The sequence below is a fragment of the Massilia sp. NBRC 108631 genome (assembly GCF_059704565.1).
In genome coordinates this window covers 151385-175411 of sequence record NZ_BAAKJE010000261.1, presented here as the reverse complement: position 1 = coordinate 175411, position 24027 = coordinate 151385, and the positions used below count along the sequence as shown (strand labels likewise).

Genomic DNA, 24027 nt, shown 5'->3' with positions numbered 1-24027 from the left:
TCTTTCGTATTGCAGTGTTATTGCGCTACACACTTTCGATTTCGTAGTAAAACAGACACAGGAACCGCGCGAAACGCGACGTTACCCGGCGTTACAACTTTCTTTTATCTTTCGTATTTGACAGTTCGAAATTTTCACCTTATGATTTCTACGACTCCAACCTATTCTTTCTTTCGATGACTACCCTACTGCAGCGTGCTCCTCAAGACTGGCGTGACATTGGCGGCCTCGACACCGCCGAAGAGATCGCCCACCAGCCGGCCATGTGGCGCGAACTGGCCGCCGGCCTGGCCGCCGAACAGGCGCGCGTGGCGGCCTTCCTGGGCGACTGCCTGAGCGATCCGCGCCAGCGCGTCATCCTCACCGGCGCCGGCAGCTCCGCCTATGCGGGCGAAATCATCGCCGACGAATTGAACGCCGCATGGCCTGCGCAAGTGCGCGCCGTCGCCACCACCAGCCTGCTCACGCACCCGGAGCTGTACCTGGAAACGGACGCACCGACGCTGCTGGTTTCCTTCGCGCGCAGCGGCAACAGCCCTGAAAGCACGGCGGCCGTGAGCCTGCTGCGCGACCTGGTGCCCGGCGCGCGCTTCCTGAACATCACCTGCAATGCGGACGGCCACCTGGCCAAACAAGGCGCGGACGATCCCTCCGTGTGCAACCTGCTGATGCCCACCGCCAGCTGCGACCGCGGCTTCGCCATGACCAGCAGCTTTACCTGCATGCTGCTGGCCGCCTTGTCCGTGCTGGGCCGCGAACCGCAGCTGGAACGCATCGGGCAACTGGCCGCGCTGGCAGACGAAGCGCTGCGCGACTGGGCCGCGCCGCTGGCCACACTGGGCGCGCAGCCGGTGTCGCGCGTGGTCTACCTCGGCAGCGGTCCGCTGGAAGCGCTGGCGAAGGAAGCCGCACTGAAGATCCTGGAACTGACGGGCGGCCGCGTGCTGGCTGTCGCCAACAGCCCGCTCGGCTTCCGCCATGGCCCGAAAGCCATGCTGAACGAAGACACGCTGGTGGTAATGTTCCGCAGCGCCAAGCCGCTGGCGCGCAAGTATGAACAGGACTTGCTGCAAGAGCTGCAGCGCGAAAAAGTGGCGGGCCGCTGCCTGACGGTGGGAACCGGTGCGCATATCGGCGTCGACACCCCGGCTTGGCCCGACTCCTGGCTGGCGCCACTGTGGCTGCTGATGGCGCAGCAATACGCGCTGCACCAGTCGACGCTGCTGCAACTGCGTCCCGACAATCCATTCACCGGCGGCACGGTCAACCGTGTCGTCCAGGGCGTCACCATTTACCGCCATGACGACTTCTGAACAGCGCGGCTACCACGGCATCGATATCGGCGGCAGCAAGATCGAGCTGGTAGCCTTCAAGGACGGCGACTCCGGCCTGGCCGAAGTCCACCGCGAACGCATCGCCACGCCGGGCACCGACTTCGACGCCTTCGTGCATGCCATGACCGCGCTGCTTGAGCGCGGCGACGCGGCGCTGGGCATGCGCGCCCCCGCAGGCATCGGCCTGCCCGGCATTATCGACAGCGCCACCGGCCGCCAGGTCAGCTCCAACGTGCCGGCGCTGAACGGGCGCCTGGTAGTGTCGGCCCTGCAGGATGCCTTGCAGCGCCCCATCGCCATCGGCAACGACTGCCAGTGCTTCGCCCTGTCCGAAGCGCAGGGCGGCGCGGCGCAGGGCCTGCCCAGCATGTTCGGCGCCATCATCGGCACCGGCGCGGGCGGCGGCTACTGTGTGCAAGGCCGCCTGCTGCGCGGCATGAACGGTATCGCTGGCGAATGGGGCCACTGGCCCGTGCCGGCGCCGCTTCTGATCCAGCACGCCGTGCCCATCCTCGACTGCCCGTGCGGGCGCAGCGGCTGCATGGAACGCTACGTGTCCGGCCCCGGCATGAGCAGGCTGCACGCCCACTTCGGCGGCGGCAGCGACGGCGTGGGCGATCCGCCACTGGCGATCGCCGCGCGCGCCCGGGCCGGCGACAAGATTGCCGAGCATACGCTGGCCGTACACCTTGACCTGCTGGGCCACGCGCTGGCCACGCTGGTGATCACGCTCGACCCGCACGCCATCGTGCTGGGCGGCGGCCTGTCGCAGCTGGCGCACCTGTACGAACGCCTGCCAGCGGCCATGCGGCGCCACCTGTTCGCCGGCGTGCAGGTGCCGCCCATCCTGCCGCCCCGCTTCGGCGACGCCGGCGGCGCGCGCGGCGCGGCCCTGCTGGCTAAACAGACTTTGGCCAAGCAATGACTTCATCATCAACCGACTGCGTGAATACCATGACCGCTCCTGCACCCTCCTCCCCCATCCAGCAAGTCATTGCCGCCCACCGGCGCGGCGCGGCGGCCGGCTTGTACAGCGTTTGCTGCAGCCACCCGCTGGTGCTGCGCGCCGCCATGAAGGTGGCGGCAGCCTACGGCACGCTGCTGCTGGTGGAGGCGACCTCCAACCAGGTGGACCAGTTCGGCGGCTACACCGGCATGACGCCTGCCGTGTTCCACGACCACGTGAAGACCATGGCGCGCGAGGAAGGCTTCCCGCTGGAGATGCTGGTGCTGGGCGGCGACCACCTCGGCCCCAACGCCTGGCAGCACCTGGACGCCGCCACAGCGATGCAGAACGCGGACACGCTGATCGCGGCCTACGCCGCAGCCGGCTTCCACAAGATTCACCTCGACTGCAGCATGCGCTGCGCCGACGACCCGGCCATCCTCAGCGACGACACCATCGCCGCGCGCTCGGTGCGCCTGGCCATCATTGCCGAGGCGGCCGCCGGACAGGCAGGCCTGCCGCCGCCGGTATACGTGATCGGCACCGAAGTGCCCATCCCCGGCGGCGAAGCGGAGCTGGCCAAAGCAGGCCAAGTCACTTCGCCCGCAGCGGCGGCGCGCACGCTGGACGTGCACCGCAAAGCCTTCCTGGACGCCGGCCTGCACGCGGCCTGGCGCCGCGTGGTGGCCATGGTGGTGCAGCCGGGCGTGGACTTCGACCACAGCCACATCCAGCACTACAACGCCGGACAAGCGGCGGCGCTGTCGGACTTCGTGGCAGACCAGCCGGGCCTCGTGTTCGAAGCCCACTCCACCGACTACCAGCGCGAGACGGCGCTGCACCAGATGGTGCGCGACCACTTCGCCATCCTGAAGGTCGGCCCCGCCGCCACGTTCGCGCTGCGCGAAGCCATGCTGTCGCTGTGCCGCATCGAAGAAGAACTGGTGCCGGCCGGCCAGTGCTCGCGCCTGATGCAGGTGCTGGACGAGGTGATGCTGGCGCAGCCGCGCCACTGGAGCAAGCACTATCCGGGCAGCAGCGCCGAGCAGCGCCTGCTGCGCCGCTACGGGCTGAGCGACCGTTGCCGCTACTACTGGGGCGAAGCGCCAGTGCTGGCCGCCGTGGACAAGCTGTTCGCCAACCTGGACGCGCTGGAGATTCCATTATCCCTGCTCAGCCAGCATCTGCCGGAGCAGTACCTGGAGGTGCTGCAAGGCCAGCTGGCCACCGGCGCCGGCGCGCTGGTGCAGCACAAGATCGGCCGCCTGCTGGCGCAGTATGCGCGCGCCTGCAACCGCAACGCGGCCGATGCCGTTGCCGATCCCGCCGCAGCGGCGACGGCAGCAATGGCAACTGCGGCGGCCGAGGCCTCCACCGGCCCCGCATCGATCTGGTAAGCTCGACGTTTTTTAAAGTCGACCGAGACGCCACCATGCGAAATACCAGCCAACGCCGCGCATCCATCCTGCAAATGCTGACCCAACACGGCTCCGTCCAGGTGACGCCGCTGGTGGAGCAGTTCGGCGTGTCCGCGGTAACCATCCGCAGCGACCTGAGCGCACTGGAAAACCAGGGTGTGGCCACGCGCAGCCACGGCGGCGCCATCCTGACCCGCACGGCGGTCTCGGAACAGACCATCCACCAGAAGGATGCGCTCAACCAGCAGCAGAAGGACCGCATCGGCGCACTGGCTGCGACGCTGGTCCAGCCGGGCGAGAACATCATCATCGATTCCGGCACGACCACCATCTCGCTGGCGCGCCACCTGCACGAAGCGCAGGACGTGACGGTGCTGACCAATGGCCTGAACATCGCATGGGAACTGGCCAGCGCGCCGGGCGTGGACCTGATCATGACCGGCGGCCTGCTGCGCAAGCAGTCGCTGTCGATCCAGGGCGCGCAGGCTGAAGCCTGCCTGCAGGCCTACAGCTTCGACAAGCTGTTCCTTGGCGTGGACGGCTTCGACCTGCAGTTCGGCGTGACCACGCACCACGAAGCGGAAGCGAGCCTGAACCAGAAAATGGTGGAGCGCGCGAAAAAAGTCATCGTCCTCACGGACGCCTCCAAGTTTGGCCGCGTCAGCCTGCACCGCATCGTGCAGCTGAACCAGGTCCATACCGTCATCACCGACGCCAGCATCAGCCCCGAGTACAGCCAGGGGCTGCGCGAGCTTGGCATCGAATTACTTATAGCGGAATAGAGCGTGCTACACGGCAGAATACTTACCCCCACAGGTTGGATCACAGGCAGCATCGGCTTCGGCCAGCGCATCCAGCAAATACAGGAAGATCCTGCCGCAGGCCAGAATGGTTTGACCATACTGCCCGGTTTCGTCGACCTGCACGTGCACGGCGCCTCCGGCGTCGACATCATGCAGGGCGGCGACGCCGGCGCCACCGTAGCGCGCACCCATGCCCGCCACGGCACTACCTCGCTGCTGGGCACCACGCTCACCGCCAAGGAACCGTCGATACGGCGTGCACTGGCCGGGCTGGCCGGCGTGATCGCCGCACGTCCCACGGGCGGCGCGCGCATGCTCGGCGTGCACCTCGAAGGCCCCTTCCTCAACCTCCATCGCCTGGGTGCGCAGCCGCCGGACGTAATGGTGGCCAGCATGGGGCTGGTGCGCAGCCTGAACGCCGTCGCACCGATCCGCGTGCTGACGCTGGCGCCGGAAGTTGACGGCCACCTGCAACTGATACCGCAACTGAAGGCCATGGGCATCCGCGTGCAGATCGGCCACAGCGCCGGCACGTATGAGGACGGCGTGGCCGCCCTGAACGCGGGTGTTTCCGGCTTCACGCACTTGTTCAACGGCATGACCGGCATGGACCACTACAACCCCGGCATGGTGGGCGCCGCGCTGGCGCATGCCGAATACGCCGAAGTGATACCTGACCTGATGCACGTGAGCGCCGGCGCACTGCGCAGCGCCCTGCGCACCATTCCGCGCCTGTACGGCGTGACCGACGCCACCAGCGCCACCGGCATGCCGGACGGCGAGTATGCGCTGGGCACGCAGCGCGTGTTCAAGTGCCTGGGCTGCGTGCGCCTGGCCACCGGCTCGCTGGCGGGCAGCGTACTGACCATGGACCAGGCGCTGCGCAACTTCGTCGGCCTCGGCCTCGATCTGGCCGACGCCTCCCACCGCCTGTCGCTCTACCCCGCCGACTATCTCGGCGAAATCCAGCGCGGACGCCTGGCGCCCGGCGCCTGGGCCGACATGGTGGTGCTCGACGCCGAGCTGCGGCCGGTTGCCGTCTACGTCGAAGGCGAAGCCATCGACCTTTCCCCAAACTAGTCACGGAGCCACGATGTCCATCGCCCAGCAAGCCGCAACCGCATCCGCGGAATCCGCGTCCCCGACGCGCGCCAAACGCTTCATGCTGTTCATCGCCGGCATGGGAGGCCTGCTGTACGGGATCGATATCGGCATCATCGCCGGTGCGCTGCCCTACCTCGAGTCGACCGCCTCGCTGGCGTGGAAGCTCAGCGCGCAGCAGCTCAGTTTCATCGTGGCCGCGGTGCTGCTCGGTTCCGTGCTGTCCTCGCTGTTCGCGGGCGCGCTGGCGGACCTGATCGGCCGGCGCTGGGCCATGGCCTTGTCCGGCCTGCTGTTCACGCTCAGCATTCCGCTGATCGCGCTGGCGGACGGCTACACGCCGCTGCTGCTGGGCCGCCTGCTGCAAGGCGTCAGCGGCGGCCTGATCGGCGTGGTGGTGCCGCTCTTCCTGGCCGAGTGCCTGCACGCCTCCCAGCGCGGACGGGGCGCCGCGCTGTTCCAGCTGCTGCTGACGATAGGCCTGGTGGCCGCCGCCGTGATCGGCCTGGCGCAAGCCCATTCGGTGGATGCTGTTACCGCCGCAGCGCAGGCGCTGCCGGAAGCGCAGCGCGCCGCCACCGTGTTCGCAGCCAAGGACAATGCGTGGCGCAGCATTTTCTGGATGTGCCTGTTGCCGGGCCTGGTCTTCACCGCCGGTGCGCTGCTGCTGGCCGAGTCGCCGCGCTGGCTGGCCCGCCGTGGCCGCGCCGAGGCGGCGCTGGCCTCCCTGCTGCGCACCCGTCCCGCCGCCGAAGCGCAAGCCGAGCTGCGCGACATCCTGCAAGCCCAGGCCGCACCGGCTACCGATCCCGCCGCCGCGTCCAATGCAGATGCGCGCGCCGGTGCCGGCGGCGGCAGCGCAGGCGCATGGGCGGCGCCGGCCAACGCCGCCTCCGCCAGCGATCCGCTGCTCAGCCGCCGCTACCTGCTGCCCTTCCTGCTGGCCTGCCTGGTGCTCGCGCTGACGCAAGCCACCGGCATCAACTCCATCCTGGCCTACGTGGTCAACATCCTGAACCAGGCCGGCCTGCCCGGCGCCACCGCCAACATGGCCGACGTGGGCCTGAAGGTGGTGAACGCGGTGATGACCGTGGTCGCGGTGGTCCTGGTGGACCGCAAAGGCCGCAAGTTCCTGCTGATGCTGGGCAGCGGCGGCATCGTGGTCGCCCTGCTGGCGGCCGGCCTGCTGTTCCGCAGCGCCGAATCCGGCCAGCAAGACGTGCGCGCCGCCGTCGAAACCCGCATTCATGACGACAGCCTCGCGCTGCGCCTCGACGGCGCCACCTTGCGCGCGCTGGGCGGCGCGGAGAAAGACGGCGCGGCCCAGCCGGGCGGCGTTGCACAGCAGCTGGTGGTCGCTTATGCCTATGGCCCGTTCACCAACGTGCAGACGCGCCGCAGCGACGACCCGGCCTTGCTGGAACTGCGCATGACGCGCGGCGATACGGTGCAGCCGGACAGCGTTATCGGCGCCTTCTTCCGCCGCCTGCACCTGAATCCCTTCGCCAACCCGGCCGACGCCGTGAACGCACCGCTGCGCATCGACAAGGCTTACCTGGCGCAAGTGCCGCCCGTCTCGCACGGCTGGCAGGTGGCGCTGGCCATCTTCCTGTTCGTGGCCAGCTTCGCGGTCGGCCCCGGCGTCTGCGTTTGGCTGGCGCTGTCCGAACTGATGCCCACGCGCATACGCTCAAACGGCATGAGCATCGCCCTGCTGATCAACCAGTTCGTATCGACGGTGATTGCGGCCGTATTCCTGCCCACCGTGGGCCAGCACGGCTACGCCACCATGTTCTTCTACGGCGCCGGTTGCGCGGTGCTGTACTTCCTGACCGCCGCCTTCCTGCTGCCGGAAACGAAAGGGAAAACCCTGGAGGCGATCGAAGCGCACTTCGACCGCAGGCGCTCCGCCTAGTTCCCCGCGCGCGGGCGGATGCTGCGGCTGACGCTGTCCCACAGCGCCACCGCCTGCTCCTGGCTCAAGCCGCTCTCGCCGCGCTTGCCCGCGTCGAATTCCAGGTGCAGCGAAGGCTGAAGCGGCCCCGGCGCGGGCCGGCGCGTCTCCAGCGCGAAGCTGTACTGCTTGCGCGCGCTGTCGTCCTCCGGCTGTATCCACGCCAGCCACTCCTGCGCGTTCATGCCGGCTACCTGCAGCTCGCCCTTGCGCAACACCTTGGGGTGCGCGCCCATGCGGGTGAGCAGCGAATCGCCTCCGCTCACGCGCTGCAGCAGCGACTTGCTTTCATCGGGCGCATAGGTATCCACCACCACCGACACCTGCACATCCGGCGCCGCCTTGCTGCGGAAACTCAGCTTGCCGTACTCGCCCGCATAGCGTCCGTTTACCACCACCGGCCCCAGGCAAAAGCCTTTCGGCGCGTTCGGCCCATCGCCCGCCTTTTCCACATGGCCGGCAAACTCCAGCAGCCGCGCCTCGGCCTTCTGGTAGCTGTTCTCGTACGAATCGGTGGACGCCACGATGTAGACGCCGTCGCGCAGCAGATGCAGCTCGTCGTTGTACGCGTCGTCGATTTCCATCACGCGGAAGATGGTGGCTTCCTTGCTGACGCGGATGACCTCCTTCAGCACATTGGTGGCCTTGCGCTGCGCCGCCAGCAATGCGCCGCGGCGCAGCTCAACCTGGCGCTGGAACTCGGCCGCATCGACTGCGGCAGCCTTCACCTTCACGTCGATCGGCGCGCCCGCATCCGTCAAGCCCGGCGGCGTGAAGATCGACGACGATCCCATCGCCTGCTCGAAATCCTTGGGCAGTTCCATTTGATGCCTTCCCATGCACACGGCACGGGTTTCCTTGCTGATAGCCACGGGTTTAGCCTCCACCAAAGGGCACGCCGCCAGCAGGACGGCCATGCCCGATATAAGTATTTTCTTCATGCCAGCTTTGCGATAGCCGCGATCTTGGTGATCGCGTAGTGCGTAACCTTTTGCGCGATGGCGTCGCCGTAGGCCGGCTCGTGCTCAAACCCGCTCAGCCTGAACTGCTGCTTGATATTGCCGCCGCCCGACTTGCGCGGCGCCTTGCCGGAACTGGCCGGCACCGTGCCGTCGCCGTGGCCGTCCTGCATGCCGCAGGAGATCTCGTAGAAACTGGTTTCATACACATGGCCGCCGGCGCCGTAGCCCGAATAGTCCGGCATGTATTCCGTCTGGCCGCCCATGTAAAGCTTGTTGCTGCCGTCGGTGCGCACCTTGTCGTGGCCGTACTCGAGGGCGCCGGCCAGGTCCGGCGCCTTGCCGCCCGGCGACATGCCGCGCTTCATGTTCCAGTGTATCTTCTCGAAGCTGTCGAAGCCATCGCCATTGCCCACTTTCCCGCCGTAGAACACATAGGTCTGCGCATGGTACTGGCCCGCCAGCTCGTCGTGGAAGGCCTTGGCCAGCTTGACGTTCTTGGCGAACTCGTTCCACTTGATCGCCAGGCCGTCCTTGGGCGACAGCCATTCCTCGCGCACCAGGCCCCACCACGCGGAGCGCTCCAGGTAGATTTCCGCGTACGGATCGGCCTTGGGCAGCGGTTCGGCCGGGTGGCCCTTGTCGTCCTTGATGTTCAGCCAGTGCGGGCCGTATTCGATGGAAGGCAGCAGCTGCAGCGCGCCCGGCGCCTGCGCGAACACCGCCGTCACCTCGCGCCCGTTGGAGCCGATCACCAGGCCCGCAGCGAAGCTTTCCTCGCGCATGCCGACCTTGCAGCGCCGGTACGCCACCGCCGCCCCCACCGCCGGCATCACGCCGTGCACGATGCCGGCGATCTTGCCCGCCATGCCGTCCAGCTGCGCGCAGCAGCGCGCCACCAGGCCGCCCATGGAGTGCGTCACCAGGATCACCTGCTCGCACTTGTACGCGCCCTTGTTGTTCTCGGCGATGACTGCGGCGATGCGTTCCTTCAGCGCGTCGGCCGCCTCGGTATTTGAGGCCAGCCAGTTGTAGCCGCAGGCGTACACCGGGAAACGGCACTTGGCGCGCTTGAGCAGGTCGTCCGACAGGATGGGCGTAGTAAAGTGGTCGTCCTCGGCCACGCGCGGCAGGCCGCTCATGTCCATCGTGATCCCGGGCGGCAGCTTGCGCGGCGGCGGCTTCTCGCCCGGCTTGGGCGTGGCGCTCACGGAGGTATAGGAGAAGTCGTCCCAGTAGGCCGGGTCGTAGCCTTCGGCGTTCATCTTCTGCTCCAGCCACAGCAGGAACTTGTGATAGCTGGCTTCGGACACCTCGCCCCAGCCGCGCTGGATGAAATGCGCCTTGTCGCGGATGGTGCCGACGCCCTTCTTGGGCACCGCGCCTTCGCGGTAGACCTGGGTGCGTTTCGGGTGCAGCACTTTCTGGCGCGTGCCCGAACCGCGCTTGGCCCACATCAGCGCCAGGCCGAGCGGCGCGCCGGCGGTCTTGTTCAGCACCCAGACCTCGTCGCCGTCGGTGCTGGACAGGTTGGAGCCCATGATGCCCGGCACAAAGATGATGGGCAAAATGTGCGACGGCGGCATGGTGAGCTTGACCGCGTCCGCCAGCAGGGAGCTGGTGGTCTGCCAAGTAAATGTCGGCATGCCCTTGGCATCCGGTATCGATTGCTGGCCGCGCTCGATTTCATCAGGCACGCTGGCCATCAGTCCCGTCTCACTTTCATCATGCTATTAACGCCCCGCTCGCATAGTTGTTTAATTCTACATAATTTACGCGATTCAAAAAAATTGTGCCGCGCGGCTGAGCTAGCGTGCGCACCGGGCTCAGGACAGGAAATCGGCCGGCGACAGGGTGCCGGCGCTAATGCCGGGTTGGAGTATATAGGCCTGGCTGCCCGCCGGCAGTGCTATGTCGCCCTCGAGCAGGGCTGCGCAGACCGGCCGGTCGTCCGGCAAGGCCGCGCAAGGCGCTCCGGCCCCTGACCGCAGCCGCTTGAGGAAAGCCATGCCGTCCTCGCCGCCGCGCCGTTCAAAGACGGCATCCTGCTCTCCCCGCAGCACGACGCGGTCCGCGCGGGCAGCGGCGTGCAGCAGCACGAGCTGGTAGAGCGAGGGCCGGATACCGCTGGCAAAGTACCCGATCAGCGTAGGACAAATGGCGGTGATGGCGGCATTCGAGCTGTCGGCATTGTTGAAAGCCAGTTCGCCTTTCGAATAAACGTCCAGCCAGTGCATCCGCCGGGCGGACAAATCCAGCACCAGCGGCATGAAGATGCCGTTCTCGCCCTGCAGATCGAATTTCAGCTTGACCGCCCTCGCATCGAAGTGCGCGCCATGGGGATCGTCAAGCTGCATCAATCCTGCGTAGGCATGCTCCAGTTGCTCGAACGGCATGCCGGCATAGTTGTTCAACACGGCCACCGCATAGCGGATCCCGTCCGCCTGCGCGCGCCCGCAGTCGATGTCGATGAACTCGGTGGCGCCGCCGGGATAAGGCGCGCTGCGCAGGTCGCCGGCGCTGCGCGCGATCTCCCCGCCGCTGGCGGAATCGAACTTCAGCTGGTAGTACGAGCAGGTTCCGCAGAACCGCCAGTCCTTGTCATAGAACGCCACCGAGAGATCGAGGTCCGTGACGCTGCCTCCCGACTGCGGCTCGCACCAGTGCAGGAACAACCGCATGGTGCCCGCCAGGGCCACTTCCATGGCCGATCCCCTGGGCATCTGGATCGCCGAGCGGCTCGCCGTGCGCTCGTTGAAGGGAACCATGACGTCCTTCAGGCGGGTATCGATCAGGAACACAGGAAAGCGCTCCTTCCCGGCGAAGCGGCGCAGCAGCTCGCTTTCCAGCACGGCCAGCGCGCGCTCAATTGCCCATGCAGGCAATGCCGGCCGCTCATCCGGCGCGAACACGCCCTTGCTGACTTTCCCTTTCGGCCAGTAGACGCGCGTCCTGCCGGCCACCGCGCGGGTAGGCAGCAAGGCACACAGCGTCAGCAGCACCGGGGTCGCCAGGCGCGGCGCGGCGGCCGATAGCTCCGCCAGCAGGCGATCGACCGCACCGGCGTCGCTGCCCGCCACCCGCAACGCATGGTCGAAGCGGCGCGCCAGCTCGCCGGGACGCTGCGCCAGCAAGGCGGTCATGCCTCCTGCGTCTTGCCGCAGGGCGGCGCTTTCAAGCTTCGAATAGTAGCCCTGGAACGGCGCCGGCCGGGTTCCATCAGGAGCCTTCTTGCGCACCACCTCGAAGGCCCGCGCCGTGTTGGGGAAACGCGCGCGGTACTCATGCGGATGCAAGAACTCCCCCAACCAGACCCAGTACGAACGGTGGCGCAGCATGTCTTCGGTCAAGGCATCCGGGTTCATGCTCTCCAGGCAGGCCAGCAAGGCGCGGCGCAGCGGGCGGCCCAGCTTTGCCACCTTGAAGCGCTTGACCAGCACCGGCAGTTGTATCGACTGCTGCTGGCCCCAGTGAGACCAGGCGGAAAACATATGCTTGTACTTCGCCATGCCGCGCAATTCGGCGGTCTTGCGCGCGCGGTACACGGTCTGGCCTTGCAGCGCCACATCCGCATCCGAGTAGGCAGCGATCAGGCGCGCGACGTCGGTGGCGCTGCTGAAGTAGCGTCGCGCCGCAGCCAGGACGGGTTCGGCCGGCATCCGTTTCAGCAGCTCGCCGAACAACGTGGCCACATTTTCACGCACCGGGATCTCGGCGGGCAGCCAGTCCAGGACTGCTGCCCCCCTGTCCCGGACCAGCGCGGTGAAGTCATCCTTATCCACCGGCGACAGGACTTGCTTGCGTACGCACAGGGACAGGAACAGCTCCCGCGCGGATGCCTCCAGCGACTCGCCCAGCGTAAGCAGTGCCAGGATGGCGGGCGCACCTGATCCGGTCCGCTCCGGCGCCGGCTTGAAAAAGGGGGATGACGTGTCGACATGCTGCTCGCATACCGGGCAAGCCGAATAGTTACTGCCGTCGAAGCAGGCGTCGCACACCACGTGGCGGCACGGATTGAGCACGTGCGTCGTGCTGGTCTGGCCGCAGTGCAGGCAAGGCTGGCCTTCCGCCTGCATGAAGTGGCTCAAGACCTTGCGGCACCACAGGTCGAAAGTGTCGTCCGGCACGCCGTCGGGAAAATGCCGGAACAGCGGCACGTGCTTGTGCTGGCCGCCCACCTTGGCCAGCAGGACCTCAAACAGATGCGCTTGCAGCGCGCCCAGCTCCTGAGGCGTGCGCGTGCGCAAACGCTCCCGCAGCGATGAAGAGACGGCGTATCCAGCCCCGGCCAGATTGACTTCGAACGCTTCCAGACAAGAGTCCGGAACGCTCGCCGTCCCCGGGGAAACGCAGACCTGGGCATGCCGCCGCAGCAGTAAGGAATCGGTTGCGGAGTAGCCGCTTGTCATCGTGCGAAAAAGTGGAGAAGGGAAGCGGCCAGACTGAATCGGAGGTAGAAGGAAGTCCGGCCTAAGCCTTCTCTGCTGGCATCGTAACCGATCCCGCACGGCGTTTCAAACTTTTTACACCCAGTCGGGCAAGCAAGCGCCCTTTGCAAAGTGCTGCCGGACCTGGGACATGGTTCTATCAAGGCGCGCGCAAAGATTCCCTGGTCGCGTGCTGAAAGATGGATCGTTTCTTCGCGCATCCTCCTGCCTCGTTTTACGGCAGTTCGCGCGAAGCCTCGCTGACCAAACTGAATTGAGGCGCCGCGCCCCTGATCAGCAGCCACAGGCAGAACGCGCCCTCCCCCACCAGCGCGGGCAGCAGGATGGCCGGGAACAGCAGGCTGGCCAGCGCTGGGCTGAGCACCATGCTGAAGCTGTTGATCAGGTAGCAGGCGCCGGCCACCTGCATCAGCACGCCGATGCTCTTGGGGATGAAGCCGGACTTCCGGATCAGGTAGCCGACGATCAGGATTTCGACGCCGAAAAAGACCAGCGCCAGCCCGAATGCCTGGGCGTGCGACACCACCGTCAGGTAGGCCAGCGTGTGCAACTGGTGCAAGTCCTCCGGCTTCAGGTATTTCGCCATCGCCAGCGTATCGAGCATGGCCTGCAGCTGCAGCGCGCTCACGCTTTCCACCGCCAGCGAGGTGATGGCGAACAGCACCAGCAGCAGGCTCAGATTCTTGCTCACGGGCCGCAGCAGCACGTAGAAGATCCATGTCAGCGCCACCGCGCACACCAGCAGCACAATCTGCCCCGCCACGCCCAGCCGCCACAGCCATTCCGATGCCTGGATGCGGCGCACGGTGGCGGCCGGATCGCCGCCCACCACCAGCGTGCCCCGGATGAAGGTCTCGCCCAGCAAGCCGATGACGATGATAACCAGGTACAACAGGCCGCCCAGCCGCGCATAGGTTTGCAGCGCTGCGCGCGGCGGGTGTATCGGATTACTGCCGTCCATATCTGCTCCCGGTGAGAGACTGCGGATTATTCGACTTGCTTGAGGATTTTTTCCACCGACGCCAGGCTGGAAGACAGCTTGGCCACTTCCGCCTGCATGGCGGCCAGGGCGGCTTGCTGGGCCGCCTGCGCCTGCACCGCCTTCTCGGCCAGCGCGCTGTAGGCCGCGTCGCTGTCGGCGCGGGCACGGGCGGCGAACGCCGCCGAGAAATACTTCATGCCGAAGATGATCACGGCCGCGCCCAGCGGCAGGCAGATCGTCAACAGGTATATGCTTTCAGACATGGCAACCCCTACTGTTCGTTGTGGACTTGGAGCGTTTTGGCCATCTCCGCGATGGACGCGGGCGACAGCTCGATGCAAAAGCTGCTGGGCTCAAAATAGTTGAGCGCCTTGCCATCCTTCGACACTTCCATCTGGCTCACCACCAGGCCGGCGTCTTCCAGCTTCTGCAGATGCAGATGCAGCAAGGGCCGGCTGATGCCGAGCTCGCGCGCCAGCTGGCTGACATAGTTGCGCCCGCCCGCCACCAGCGCCGCGATGATGCGCAGCCGGTGCGGGTTGGCCAAGGCCGCCAATACCGCCAGCAGCCGGTCGCCTTCAAGGGGATGTTTGTTTGCGCTCACCTGTCAACAATATCTGACACATGACATAAGGTCAAGCAAATTCAATGAGGTAAGATTCAGTTATGCAAGTCATCGGGAGGGACCGGCGATGTCGTACGAAATCGTGCATACATTCGGCAGCACCACCTACTTCATCTTTATCCTGCTGTTTCTCTGGATCAGCCGCGTGCCCCGCACCAATTCCGGGGCCGGCTGGTGGGCCATTTCCATCTCCTGCGCGCTGATGGCCCGTTTGAGCCTGTTCGTGCTGCTGGCCATGGCGGACCAGCGCCTGGCCATCGCCGTGTACGTGGTGTTCAACGTGCTGGAAAAGCCTTTCCTGATGACGGGACTGGTGCGCTTCCTGAACCTGGACGCCGGCATGCGCTGGTTCTGGACCGCCGCGCTGGCGGCCGAAGCCTGGCTGTTCCTCGCGCTGGGCGCCGACTTTCCCGCCTGGGCGCGCACGCTCGGCTATGCGCTGGTCAATGCCGGCTTCATGCTCTGCATGGCCCGCTTCATCTTGAAAAAACGCGCCGAGTTCCCCGGTCTGCCGCTGGCCATCACGGCGGCCGCCTGCATCGCCCTGGCCGCGCACTGGCTGGCCGCGCCGCTGATACTGTATTTGTTCCCCAGCTGGTTCCGGAACGGCTTTGTGCTGGGAACGGTGCTGGTGCTGGTGCAATACCTGTCGCTGCTGGCCGCGGTCCTGGCGCAGTTCCAGGCGCGCCTGCTCGAGGCCGAGGCCAAGGCGCTCGACCTGGCCTTCCTCGACCCGCTGACAGGGCTCAACAACAAGCGCTACATGAACACCCTGTTCGACCAGGCCCTGGTGCTCGCCACCCGTCCGCACCAGGTGGTCGGCGTGTTCTACATCGACCTGGACAACTTCAAGCCCATCAACGACACGGCCGGCCACGCGGCGGGGGACGAAGTGCTGAAAACCGTGGCGGCCCGCCTCAAGGGCAACACCCGCAGCACCGACATCTGCGCGCGCGTGGGCGGCGACGAGTTCGTCGTCATCGCCACCCAGCTGGACAGCGAGGGGCAGGCGGCGGAGATCGCCAGGAAACTGCTGGCCCAGCTCACCCTGCCGGTGCAGGTCAACGGGCAAAGCCACAGGCTGGGCGCCAGCATAGGCATCGGCCTGTATCCCCAGCACGGCAACAGCCTCTCCGAGCTGATCCAGTGTGCCGACCAGGCCATGTACCACGTGAAGCGCAACGGCAAGAGCGGTTGCGAGATGTATAAGGGAATCCAGGCTGATGAGGGCAGGCAGGCTGCGGCCACGTAACTAGCATTCCGCTACGGAGTAGAATGGAGGCAAGGTCTGCATCCCCATTTCCCACCAGGAGCGATCGTGAGATCCGCCGTCTTGTTGACGTTGTGCGCGAGCCTGTTCTTCGGCAGCGGGGCCAGTGCGGGCGACACCATCGTGCTGGCCCACCCTTTCCCCAAGGAAGCCAGCTTTGCGCCCGGGGTGCTGTCGCTGATCTGCGCGGACGCCTTCCAACAACTGGGCATGAGCGCGGAAGTGCGCATGTTTCCGCCGCTGCGCGGCACCATCGAGGCCAACGCCGGCAAGATCGACGGCGAAGTCGGACGGGCCTACGCCTACGCCGACAGCCACCCGAACCTGGTGCGGGTGGAAGAAGCCCTGCTCTCGTTCCGGGTGGCCGCCTTCACCCGCCTCCCCGGGCTGAAGGTCACCGGCTGGGATAGCCTGAAAGGCACGGCCTACCGGGTGGAATACCGCAGCGGCTACCTCACCTTCAAGGCGCGCCTCGAGCAGGTGCTGCCGCCGCAGCAGATTTCCTCGGTGGTCGACAGCCAGATCGGGCTGCAGAACGTGGCGCTGGGCCAGACCGACATCTTCGTCGACCTGGAAGAGTTCGGACAGCGGCAGCTGGCCCGGCTGCACCATCGCTACGGCGGCATTTACAACGCGGGTCTGGTGCAGGACACGCCGGTCTACATCTATCTGCACCAGCGGCACGCGATGCTGGCGCCGCGCCTGGCGGGCGTCCTGTCGAAAATGAAATCCAGCGGCGCCATCGCGCGCCATGTCGCCGCCGCGCTCGCGGACGACCGCAGCGAAGAAAGCGGCCATCGCTAGCGGCGCTCGGCCAGCACCACGCAGTTGCGTCCGGCCTGCTTCGCCTGGTACAGCGCCGCGTCCGCCGCCGCGACCAGGCCGGCCAGGGTCGTGCCGGGCTGCGGCACGCAGGCGGCGCCGCCTGCGCTGATGGTCACCACGCCCGCCGCGGAGGCCGCGTGCGGCAGGGCCAGCTGCTCGACCGCTTGCCGCAGCGACTCGCCGCAGCCGGCCACCCCGGCCGCATCGCCCAGCGGCAACAGCGCCACGAACTCCTCGCCGCCGTAGCGGGCCACAAAGTGGCCGGCGCGCCGCGCGCACTGCTGCAACGCCCCCGCCACGGCGATCAGGGCGGCGTCGCCTGCCTGATGGCCGTTCTGATCGTTGTATGCCTTGAAATGATCGATATCGATCATCAGCAGTCCCAGCGCCAGGCCGTGGCGCTGGTGGCGCGCGAATTCGGCCTCCGCATGGGTATCGAAATGGCGGCGGTTGTACAAGCCGGTCAGGCCGTCGCGCCCAGCCAGCTCGGCCAGCGCCCGCCGCTGCCGCCACAAGCGCAACTGGGTGCGCACGCGCGCCAGCACCACGGGCGGATTCAGCGGCTTGGTGACGAAGTCCGCGCCCCCCGCTTCCAGGGCCCGGACCTCGCATTCCATGCTGTGGTTGGCGGTGACGAAGATGACCGCCGTTTCCGCGCCGGCCTGGTCGGCCTTGAGCTGCTGACACACTTCGTAGCCATCCATGCCGGCCATGTGCACATCCAGCAGCACCAGCGCCGGGCGCCGCTCGCGCGCCAGCCGCAGGCCGGCCTCGCCGCTCAAGGCGAACACGATATCGCCTTCGCCCTGCAACATGGCGCTCAACAGCCTCACCATCTCGACCGTATCGTCGATAATCAGGATCAGCTCGCGTCCTGCCGATCGCTCAGTCATGCTCTTCCTTCCCTTGCAGTGCGTCGTAGCGCCGCGTGCGCCCTTGCTGCATGGCGTTCTGCGCCGCGCTCAGCGCGTCCAGCACCGTGCCGCTGTTGAACGGCTTGACGATGAAGCCCAGCGCCCCGCGCGCCAGCGCCGCGTGCACCGAGCCTTGCTGGTTTTGGCCGCTCACCATCAGCACGCCGATGCCGGGCAAGCGCGCCACCAGCGACGCCAGCACTTCCAGGCCGTCCCGATCCGGCATCTGGATATCCAGGCAGACGATGTCCGGCTTGAGCTGCAGCGCCCGCTCCAAGCCGGCTTCCGCCAGGGACGCTTCGCCGACCACGTCGTAGCCGTTGCCCTGGATGATCATGCGCAACACGGTGCGGGTCAGCTCGTTGTCATCGATGATCAGCACCCTGGCGGGTTTGCTTGTCTCCATCCTCATCCCTCCGCGCTCATGTCGCACGACGCCAGCACGGCCAGGGCCGCTTCAAAGTCCAGCCGGTCCATGGCCCCGCGCAAGGCGGCCGCACGTTCAGCGCCCAGTTCCTGCAGCAAGGCCTGGTGGATCTGGTCGTAATGGGACACCGCCGCTACATTGTACTCAGCGAGCTGCTTCCGGAACAAATCCAGCGCCTGCGGCGAGACCGCCCCGGCTGTCTCGCCGGGATCGGCCGCCTGCTGGGCCAGCCACGCGCCGGCCGCCGCCAGCGCCGCCTCGAACTCGGCGGCGGCCAGTGCGAACAGGCTGTCGATGCGCGCCGCGTCGCCTTGCGCCAGCGCCTCTTCCAGCGCCAGGCTGGCGGCGGCAAAGCGCTGCGCTCCCAGCGTGCCAACCCCGCCGCGCGCCGCATGCAGGGTCCGCGCGGCCGTCTCGCCGTGGCCGGATTGCCACGCTTGCCGGGCGCTGTCGATCGGGGCGGCGCCGCCATCGACAAAGGCGCGGACCAGCTGCGTGATGGTCTGCATGTGGCCGGGATAGCCGGAGATGGCGCCCAGCAAGGCGCCGATGTCGAACACCTTGGACCCGGCCGGCACCGGCGCCGGCACGGCGGGTGCGGCGGCGGGCAGGTGGCGCTGCAGCACGTCGCGCAGTTGGGCCGCCACGACAGGCTTGCCGATGAAATCATCCATGCCGGCGGCGACACAGCGGTTGCGCTCGCTTTCCATGACCCCGGCCGTCATGGCCACCACCGGCAGGCTGAGCGCCAGCTGCTGCCGGATGGCGCTGGCGGCGGCAAAGCCGTCCATCACCGGCATCTGCACGTCCATCAGCACCAGCGCGAAATCGTCCGGCCGCACCCGCAGCACGTCCAGCGCCAGTTGGCCGTTGCCGGCCACTTCGACGGTCAGGCCGAGCGCCGACAGCATGGCCTTGGCGATGTATTGATTGAGCTCATTGTCCTCCACCAGCAGCACCCTGCCGCTCAGCGGCGCCGGTGCGGCCGGCGCCGGCGCGCTGCGCGCCGCGCTTCCCTGCCGGCGCCGCAGCGTGACGCTGCGCACGCCCGCCTCCAGGCTGGCCGCCGTGACCGGCTTGTCGAGGCACAGATCGGCGCCCAGCGCAGCCAGGCCGGGCTCGAGGCGGGCGCGCTCGTGGCAACTCAACAAGGCGATGACGATGGCCGGCGGCCCGCCGCGCAAACGCCGCAGGATGGCCTCCGCGCCGCCGCCCGCGCAGTCCCGCCCGTCCAGCAGCACTATCCCTGCGGCCGGCGCGTCCGCTTCGGCGAGGTCCGCCGCATGGACGCGCCAGCCCAGGCGCTGCACCGCATGCGCCAGCGCCGCGTGCGAGGCGGCATTGGCGGCGAACAGGCGCACCGCCGGCACGGCGGCGCCGGGCTCCCCGGCCTGCGCCGGAACGGCCTCCTCCTGGCCGGCCACCGGCAGCGTTAGCGTCACGGTAAACACGCTGCCGGCGCCTTCGCGGCTCTCCACCGCGATCTCGCCGCCCATCGCTTCCACCAGTCGGCGCGAAATGGCCAGGCCCAGGCCGGTGCCGCCAAAACGCCGCGTCATCGACGAGTCCGCCTGGGTGAACGCCGAGAACAGCCGGCCCAGCTGCTCGGGCGACATGCCGATGCCGGTGTCGTGCACTTCGAAGCGCAGCGCGGCCAGCCCCGCCGCAGAGACCGTGCCGCGCACCCGCAGCGCGACGCTGCCGTGCGCGGTGAACTTGATGGCGTTGCCGGTCAGGTTCACCAGCACCTGCTGCAGGCGCAGCGCGTCGCCCAGCAGCATGGCCGGCAGCGCCGGGTCGGCGTCGATCAGCAGCTCCACGTCGGCGCTGCCGGCGTTGACGCCCATCACCACGGCCACCGCCGCCAGCAGCGCGTCCAGATTGAAGGGCGCCACCGACAATTCCATCTTGCCGGCCTCGACCTTGGAAAAATCGAGGATGTCGTTCAGGATCCCGAGCAGGGTGTTGCCCGACTGCCGGATCAGGTCCAGGTCGCGGTGCTGCTCGGTGCTCAATTCGGTCCGTTTGAGCAGCTCGGCCAGGCCGAGCACCGCGTTCAGCGGCGTGCGCAGCTCATGGCTCATATTGGCGACAAACTGGCTCTTGGCCTCGCTGGCCGCGTCGGCCCGCTGCTTGGCCGCGCGCAAGTCCTGTTCGGTCTGTTTTTGCGCGGTGATGTCTTTGGCGATGCCCAGGAAGCCGGTCACGGCGCCGTGCTCGTCGCGGATCGGCGTCACGGTCAGCCGGACCGGCAAGGTGCTGCCATCGCGCCGCACGTAGGTCCACTCTTGGCTCTCCTCCCGCCCCAGCAGCGCAGGCTCGGCAAACACGGCGAAGCCGCTGACGCTGCGGCCGAGTTCCCGGCCCAGCTCCGCGCCGCGCCGCGCAATCTCCTCCGGAACATGGATCAGCGCCGGGGTCTGCCGTCCCACCATGTCTTCAGCGTCATAGCCGAGCATGCGTTCGGCGCCGACGCTGAAGACCTGGATCACGCCGTCCAGGTCGGTGGAAATAATGGAAAAGGCGATCGCCGACTCGACCAGGGTGCCGAACTTGCGTTCGGACTGGCGCAGCTCGCTGGTAATGGCCAGCGCGCGCTGGATCGCCTCCTCCCGGTTGGCGGTCAATGCGCGCACCACGCTGAAGAAGAGCAGGCTGATCATCATGCCCGCCACCAGCACGATCAATGCCTTGTCGTGGTCGATTTCGGACTCGAACTCGGGCCGCGAGGTCACCCGCAGCGTCCACGTGGCATCGCCCACGCCGACGCTGACCACGCCCGAGTAGGGATGCAGATAAGCCGGCTGTTGCCCCGGGCCAGCCGCGTCGGAGTAGATCCTGGCCTCCGGCGAGGTCGATTGGCCATCGAACACTTCCAGCGCCACCTTGGGCACCGGACTGGGAAACACGCCGCGCATCAAGTCGTCCATCTGGAAGGCCGCGTACACGAAGCGCTCGATGGCCTGGCGGCGTTGCTCCGGCGTGGCGATCGGCGCGCCGTTGCGGAAGATGGGAACGAAAATCAGGAAGCTGGCGCGCGGCGTCTTGCGTGCCGCCTGCACCAGGGTCACGCGGCCACTGGTGGCCAGCGCGCCGCTCTCGACCGCCCGCTCCAGCGCGGCCCGCCGCACGGGTTCGGACTGCAGGTCGAAGCCCAGCGCGCGCGCGTTCACCGCATCCAGCGGTTCCGGGAAGGCGACGGGGACATAGCTGTCGCGCTCGCCTTCCGGCCACACCCGGTAGCCGGCCAGCCCCTGGGCCGCCATCCTGCGCGCGATCTGCTCCCGGTCCGTGACGCGCTCGGCCACACCCAGCACCTGGATACCGGGATACTTTGTGCCGACGTCCAGGCTGGAAACATACTCGTGCCAGTCGTGGCGGCTGATCGCGCTGGACGCATGGAACAAGGCCTTGCCGCCGGTAAGCACCTGGGTATAGGTTTCCATGCGCTCCGAAACGCGGCGCCGGATATCCTCCACCTTGGCCTGGAACAGGTCCCTGGCGCGCTGTTCGGTGCCGTTCGCCACCGAGTGCCACACCAGAATCGTCAGCGCCAGGCACACGAACAGCACCGACCAGTGGAACAAGTACAGCAGGTTCGCCCGCCGCAGTGCCTCGCGGGCCTGCCCGGGGCGCCGCAAGTGCGCTTCCCGGTCCGACGCCAGCACCATGCCCACCATGCAGCTCAGGGCGATGAACACCTCGAGCGACGAGAGCGCATCGTTCAGGGCGCCGGTGCTGAAGGGGCCCAGGCCCTGGGTGGTGCCGACCACGGCGGCGCCGTTCAGCAGCAACAGCAGCAAGGTCACGCCGCGCATGCCGTAACGGAAACTGGCCCAGCCTACCGTGGGCAACAGCAGCAGGGCCAGCGCCCGGTGCGATTGCACCGCGTCATAGTGGCGGCCGAACAGCAGGTGCAAGGCCAGTCCCAGCACCAGCAGCCCGGCGCCGGTCACAATCACCACCCGCGCGTTCCAGCGCCCAGCCCAGGGACACCGCGACCACGCCAGGATAAACGGCGTGACCACCAGGATGCCGGCCGCGTCGCCCAGCCACCAGATCAGCCCCACCTGCCGCAGCGCTTGCAGCGGGACCACGCCGGACACCAGCAAGCTGGCCATGCCCGCCGAGGCGCCGACCAGCGACATGACGGCGGCGGCGGCCACGAAAGCATAGACGCGCTTCGGCTCGTCGAGCAGCGGCCCCGGCCCCACGAAGCGGCGGAGCAGCCACGTTCCGCACAGCGCTTCCAGCGTATTGCCCGCAGCGATGGACAGCGACGCGGCAAACGCCGGCACGCCGCTCAAGGTGCCATTGACGGCGAACTCGACGAAATTGGCCGCGAATGCTCCCAGCAGGATGCCCGGCCAATAGCGAAAACCCAGCAGCAGCAAGGCGGCGAAGGCGATGCCGGAGGGTGGCCACACAGGCGACACGTTGGTCGAGGCGAAAGCCAGCAGCAGCCCCAGGCGCGCGGCGACGTAATAGGCCAGCGCCAAGGCAATGTTGATCATCAGCAAAGATGAAAAGGGCATCCGCTTCAAGCTCATCCTCCAGTGGGTAGCGCCAGCTTATCACCGCCGCTGCTGGAATTGATGCCAAATAGCAAAAAAGGAACACATGCGCGCGGTACATTAATGTGCGGGCCGGGGCCGCATTCATGATTCTGGCCTACAGCAACGGCAGGCCGAAAGGTACATGGCCTGTCATATAGTCTGGCTAAGCAAAAGGAAATAAGTCCGGCGCTCACCGCTGGCATAGAATGAAATGATGAAAGCCATTCCCGCCTTCTTATGGCGCAGCCCGCTACTGCTGCTGGCAGTCGCGCCCCTGCACGCCGCGCCGCCGCTGCCGCCGTTGCGCTTCCTGGTGGTCGATGGCCACGGCATGCCGCTGGCGCAGCCCCGCACGGGCACGGCGGGGCAACGCAGCGCCCTGGGGCCAGGCATCATCAAGAAATGGCAGGATGCGCTGGCGGCTGAACTGGGGCGCACGCCGGTGAACCTGGTATTGCCGCGCAAGCGGCAGGACCAGGCCGTGGCCAACCGCCAGGTGGATTTGCGCTGCTTCGTCAGCCCGGAATGGCTGCCGGCCGAACTCGCCGCCCAGTACGAGTGGCCTCAGGCTTTCATGGAAGTGGAAGAGCGCATAATCGGCAATGCGGACGCAGCGCCCGTGCAGCGCATGGCCGACCTGCACGGCAAGCGCATCGGCACCGTGCACGGCTACCAGTATCGCAAGCTGGCGCCGCTGTTCGACGCCGGCAGCGCGTGGCGCGACGATGCGCCGTCCGAGGCGGCGCTACTGGCCAAGCAGTTGGCCGGGCGCACCGACGTCTCCGTCATGCGCACACTCGATTTCGCCTACCTGAAGCTGCACGATCCGCGCCTGGCCAGGCTGGCGCTGGCGCCGCTGGCGGTGAGCCGTTTCTCGCTGTACTGCGCACGAACCCACTACAGCAGCGTGACGTTGGCGCAGTTGCAACTGGCCCAGCAGCGGCTATTGCAAGGCGGGATACTGGAAAAAATACTGCAATCCTATCGGTAAGCCACGCGCCAACTCAGCTGGCCCTGGCTGTTGAAGCTAGCACGATGAAAAGGTACTGGATCAAGCGGATCGGATGGGCTCAGCCCCTGTCTGCTAGTGGAAATCGGCTGGGAAAAGGCGGATAACACTGCTGTTCCATTCCCTTAACCGGCGCATGGACCCAGAACGCCAGCGGCGCCGTGCGCCAGTCCTTGCAGAAACTGAAATGGTAGATTGTGCTCATGCCCGATGCTGGCATAAAGCCGCCAATTTAAAAAGAAAAAAGGGCTGCATGCTCGCGCATACAACCCTTTTTCTTCCTACTGGTGCGCTGACCGGAACCGCACTGCAGAGGGGGATTTCCGCCATTTTTCGAAAAGTACCGCCAAAGATACCGCCACATCTTCAGGCGCTCCGCGATTGGTGTTTTCGGACAGCGCCCACGGCGAATCCCTTGCAAACGCCGCCGCCCGGCTTAGAATGAAGTTTCTCAAG

18 protein-coding genes are annotated in these 24027 nt (G+C 67.0%); 9 read left to right on the top strand and 9 right to left on the bottom strand.

Annotated features, from left to right (window positions below):
- Nucleotides 1–176 precede the first annotated feature (176 nt).
- The 6 genes from AC6H42_RS28810 to AC6H42_RS28785 are packed head-to-tail and all read left to right on the top strand — an operon-like array spanning nucleotide 177 to nucleotide 7517.
- Complete coding sequence (locus tag AC6H42_RS28810) at nucleotides 177–1313, top strand: AgaS family sugar isomerase (protein WP_497549511.1); 1137 nt, start codon at nucleotides 177–179, stop codon at nucleotides 1311–1313.
- Entirely contained in the window at nucleotides 1300–2259 is a 960-nt protein-coding gene (locus AC6H42_RS28805) for an ROK family protein (protein WP_057154948.1), read from the top strand. The genes AC6H42_RS28810 and AC6H42_RS28805 overlap by 14 nt, the downstream gene beginning before the upstream one ends.
- A complete protein-coding gene (locus tag AC6H42_RS28800) occupies nucleotides 2256–3677 on the top strand; it encodes a D-tagatose-bisphosphate aldolase, class II, non-catalytic subunit (RefSeq protein ID WP_497549510.1) in 1422 nt (473 codons plus the stop codon). Before AC6H42_RS28805 ends, AC6H42_RS28800 begins: the two co-directional genes overlap by 4 nt.
- 35 nt (nucleotides 3678–3712) lie before the next feature.
- Nucleotides 3713–4480, top strand: a complete 768-nt coding sequence (locus tag AC6H42_RS28795; protein WP_057154946.1) for a DeoR family transcriptional regulator — start codon at nucleotides 3713–3715, stop codon at nucleotides 4478–4480.
- A 3-nt stretch (nucleotides 4481–4483) separates the two neighbouring features.
- The gene (locus tag AC6H42_RS28790; protein WP_497549509.1) at nucleotides 4484–5581 is read left to right on the top strand and encodes an N-acetylglucosamine-6-phosphate deacetylase; all 1098 of its coding nucleotides are present in this window, start codon (nucleotides 4484–4486) and stop codon (nucleotides 5579–5581) included.
- Between the two features lie 13 nt (nucleotides 5582–5594).
- Complete coding sequence (locus AC6H42_RS28785) at nucleotides 5595–7517, top strand: MFS transporter (RefSeq protein WP_497549508.1); 1923 nt, start codon at nucleotides 5595–5597, stop codon at nucleotides 7515–7517.
- Here the strand turns inward: AC6H42_RS28785 and AC6H42_RS28780 are convergent.
- The 6 genes from AC6H42_RS28780 to AC6H42_RS28755 form a co-directional block, all read right to left on the bottom strand.
- Nucleotides 7514–8380: a T6SS immunity protein Tli4 family protein gene (locus AC6H42_RS28780; RefSeq protein ID WP_057154944.1), complete on the bottom strand. Its 867-nt coding sequence runs from the start codon at nucleotides 8378–8380 to the stop codon at nucleotides 7514–7516. The genes AC6H42_RS28785 and AC6H42_RS28780 overlap by 4 nt on opposite strands.
- Nucleotides 8381–8493: 113 nt before the next feature.
- Nucleotides 8494–10221 (bottom strand): esterase/lipase family protein, encoded by a 1728-nt coding sequence (locus AC6H42_RS28775; RefSeq protein WP_057154943.1) that lies wholly within the window; start codon nucleotides 10219–10221, stop codon nucleotides 8494–8496.
- Between the two features lie 120 nt (nucleotides 10222–10341).
- Nucleotides 10342–12924, bottom strand: a complete 2583-nt coding sequence (locus AC6H42_RS28770; protein ID WP_497549507.1) for an MXAN_6230/SCO0854 family RING domain-containing protein — start codon at nucleotides 12922–12924, stop codon at nucleotides 10342–10344.
- 253 nt (nucleotides 12925–13177) lie between these two features.
- Entirely contained in the window at nucleotides 13178–13924 is a 747-nt protein-coding gene (locus AC6H42_RS28765; RefSeq protein WP_057154941.1) for a DUF4386 domain-containing protein, read from the bottom strand.
- A gap of 26 nt (nucleotides 13925–13950) precedes the next feature.
- Nucleotides 13951–14208 carry a hypothetical protein gene (locus AC6H42_RS28760; protein ID WP_157200900.1) on the bottom strand — a complete coding sequence of 86 codons (258 nt, stop codon included), beginning with the start codon at nucleotides 14206–14208 and terminating at the stop codon, nucleotides 13951–13953.
- Nucleotides 14209–14216: 8 nt separating this feature from the next.
- Entirely contained in the window at nucleotides 14217–14549 is a 333-nt protein-coding gene (locus tag AC6H42_RS28755) for an ArsR/SmtB family transcription factor (RefSeq protein ID WP_057154939.1), read from the bottom strand.
- 88 nt (nucleotides 14550–14637) lie between these two features.
- On the opposite strand from AC6H42_RS28755, the gene AC6H42_RS28750 reads away from it, so the two are divergent.
- Nucleotides 14638–15822, top strand: a complete 1185-nt coding sequence (locus AC6H42_RS28750) for a diguanylate cyclase domain-containing protein (RefSeq protein WP_497549506.1) — start codon at nucleotides 14638–14640, stop codon at nucleotides 15820–15822.
- A gap of 66 nt (nucleotides 15823–15888) precedes the next feature.
- Entirely contained in the window at nucleotides 15889–16644 is a 756-nt protein-coding gene (locus AC6H42_RS28745) for a transporter substrate-binding domain-containing protein (protein WP_497549505.1), read from the top strand.
- On the opposite strand, the gene AC6H42_RS28740 is transcribed toward AC6H42_RS28745, so the two are convergent.
- Genes AC6H42_RS28740 through AC6H42_RS28730 form a run of 3 tightly spaced genes read right to left on the bottom strand, consistent with a single transcriptional unit; the run spans nucleotide 16641 to nucleotide 22520 of the window.
- Nucleotides 16641–17558: a diguanylate cyclase gene (locus tag AC6H42_RS28740; RefSeq protein ID WP_497549504.1), complete on the bottom strand. Its 918-nt coding sequence runs from the start codon at nucleotides 17556–17558 to the stop codon at nucleotides 16641–16643. The genes AC6H42_RS28745 and AC6H42_RS28740 overlap by 4 nt on opposite strands.
- Nucleotides 17551–17985 (bottom strand): response regulator, encoded by a 435-nt coding sequence (locus tag AC6H42_RS28735; RefSeq protein WP_497549503.1) that lies wholly within the window; start codon nucleotides 17983–17985, stop codon nucleotides 17551–17553. The genes AC6H42_RS28740 and AC6H42_RS28735 overlap by 8 nt, the downstream gene beginning before the upstream one ends.
- A 2-nt stretch (nucleotides 17986–17987) precedes the next feature.
- On the bottom strand, nucleotides 17988–22520 hold the full coding sequence (locus tag AC6H42_RS28730; RefSeq protein WP_497549502.1) for a CHASE domain-containing protein: 4533 nt from the start codon (nucleotides 22518–22520) through the stop codon (nucleotides 17988–17990).
- Nucleotides 22521–22773: 253 nt separating this feature from the next.
- Here AC6H42_RS28730 and AC6H42_RS28725 point away from each other — a divergent pair, with 253 nt between their 5' ends.
- Nucleotides 22774–23553, top strand: a complete 780-nt coding sequence (locus AC6H42_RS28725) for a transporter substrate-binding domain-containing protein (RefSeq protein WP_057154934.1) — start codon at nucleotides 22774–22776, stop codon at nucleotides 23551–23553.
- Nucleotides 23554–24027: the final 474 nt, after the last annotated feature.

What these genes read in the sequence shown, in the direction of transcription:
- AC6H42_RS28785 (WP_497549508.1), top strand. Translation starts at nt 5,595, where the DNA reads ATGTCCATCGCCCAGCAAGCCGCAACCGCATCCGCGGAATCCGCGTCC.
- AC6H42_RS28730 (WP_497549502.1), bottom strand. Translation starts at nt 22,520, where the DNA reads ATGATCAACATTGCCTTGGCGCTGGCCTATTACGTCGCCGCGCGCCTG.
- AC6H42_RS28765 (WP_057154941.1), bottom strand. Translation starts at nt 13,924, where the DNA reads ATGGACGGCAGTAATCCGATACACCCGCCGCGCGCAGCGCTGCAAACC.
- AC6H42_RS28735 (WP_497549503.1), bottom strand. Translation starts at nt 17,985, where the DNA reads ATGGAGACAAGCAAACCCGCCAGGGTGCTGATCATCGATGACAACGAG.
- AC6H42_RS28810 (WP_497549511.1), top strand. Translation starts at nt 177, where the DNA reads ATGACTACCCTACTGCAGCGTGCTCCTCAAGACTGGCGTGACATTGGC.
- AC6H42_RS28805 (WP_057154948.1), top strand. Translation starts at nt 1,300, where the DNA reads ATGACGACTTCTGAACAGCGCGGCTACCACGGCATCGATATCGGCGGC.
- AC6H42_RS28725 (WP_057154934.1), top strand. Translation starts at nt 22,774, where the DNA reads ATGATGAAAGCCATTCCCGCCTTCTTATGGCGCAGCCCGCTACTGCTG.
- AC6H42_RS28800 (WP_497549510.1), top strand. Translation starts at nt 2,256, where the DNA reads ATGACTTCATCATCAACCGACTGCGTGAATACCATGACCGCTCCTGCA.
- AC6H42_RS28775 (WP_057154943.1), bottom strand. Translation starts at nt 10,221, where the DNA reads ATGGCCAGCGTGCCTGATGAAATCGAGCGCGGCCAGCAATCGATACCG.
- AC6H42_RS28780 (WP_057154944.1), bottom strand. Translation starts at nt 8,380, where the DNA reads ATGGAACTGCCCAAGGATTTCGAGCAGGCGATGGGATCGTCGTCGATC.
- AC6H42_RS28760 (WP_157200900.1), bottom strand. Translation starts at nt 14,208, where the DNA reads ATGTCTGAAAGCATATACCTGTTGACGATCTGCCTGCCGCTGGGCGCG.
- AC6H42_RS28750 (WP_497549506.1), top strand. Translation starts at nt 14,638, where the DNA reads ATGTCGTACGAAATCGTGCATACATTCGGCAGCACCACCTACTTCATC.
- AC6H42_RS28795 (WP_057154946.1), top strand. Translation starts at nt 3,713, where the DNA reads ATGCGAAATACCAGCCAACGCCGCGCATCCATCCTGCAAATGCTGACC.
- AC6H42_RS28740 (WP_497549504.1), bottom strand. Translation starts at nt 17,558, where the DNA reads ATGACTGAGCGATCGGCAGGACGCGAGCTGATCCTGATTATCGACGAT.
- AC6H42_RS28770 (WP_497549507.1), bottom strand. Translation starts at nt 12,924, where the DNA reads ATGACAAGCGGCTACTCCGCAACCGATTCCTTACTGCTGCGGCGGCAT.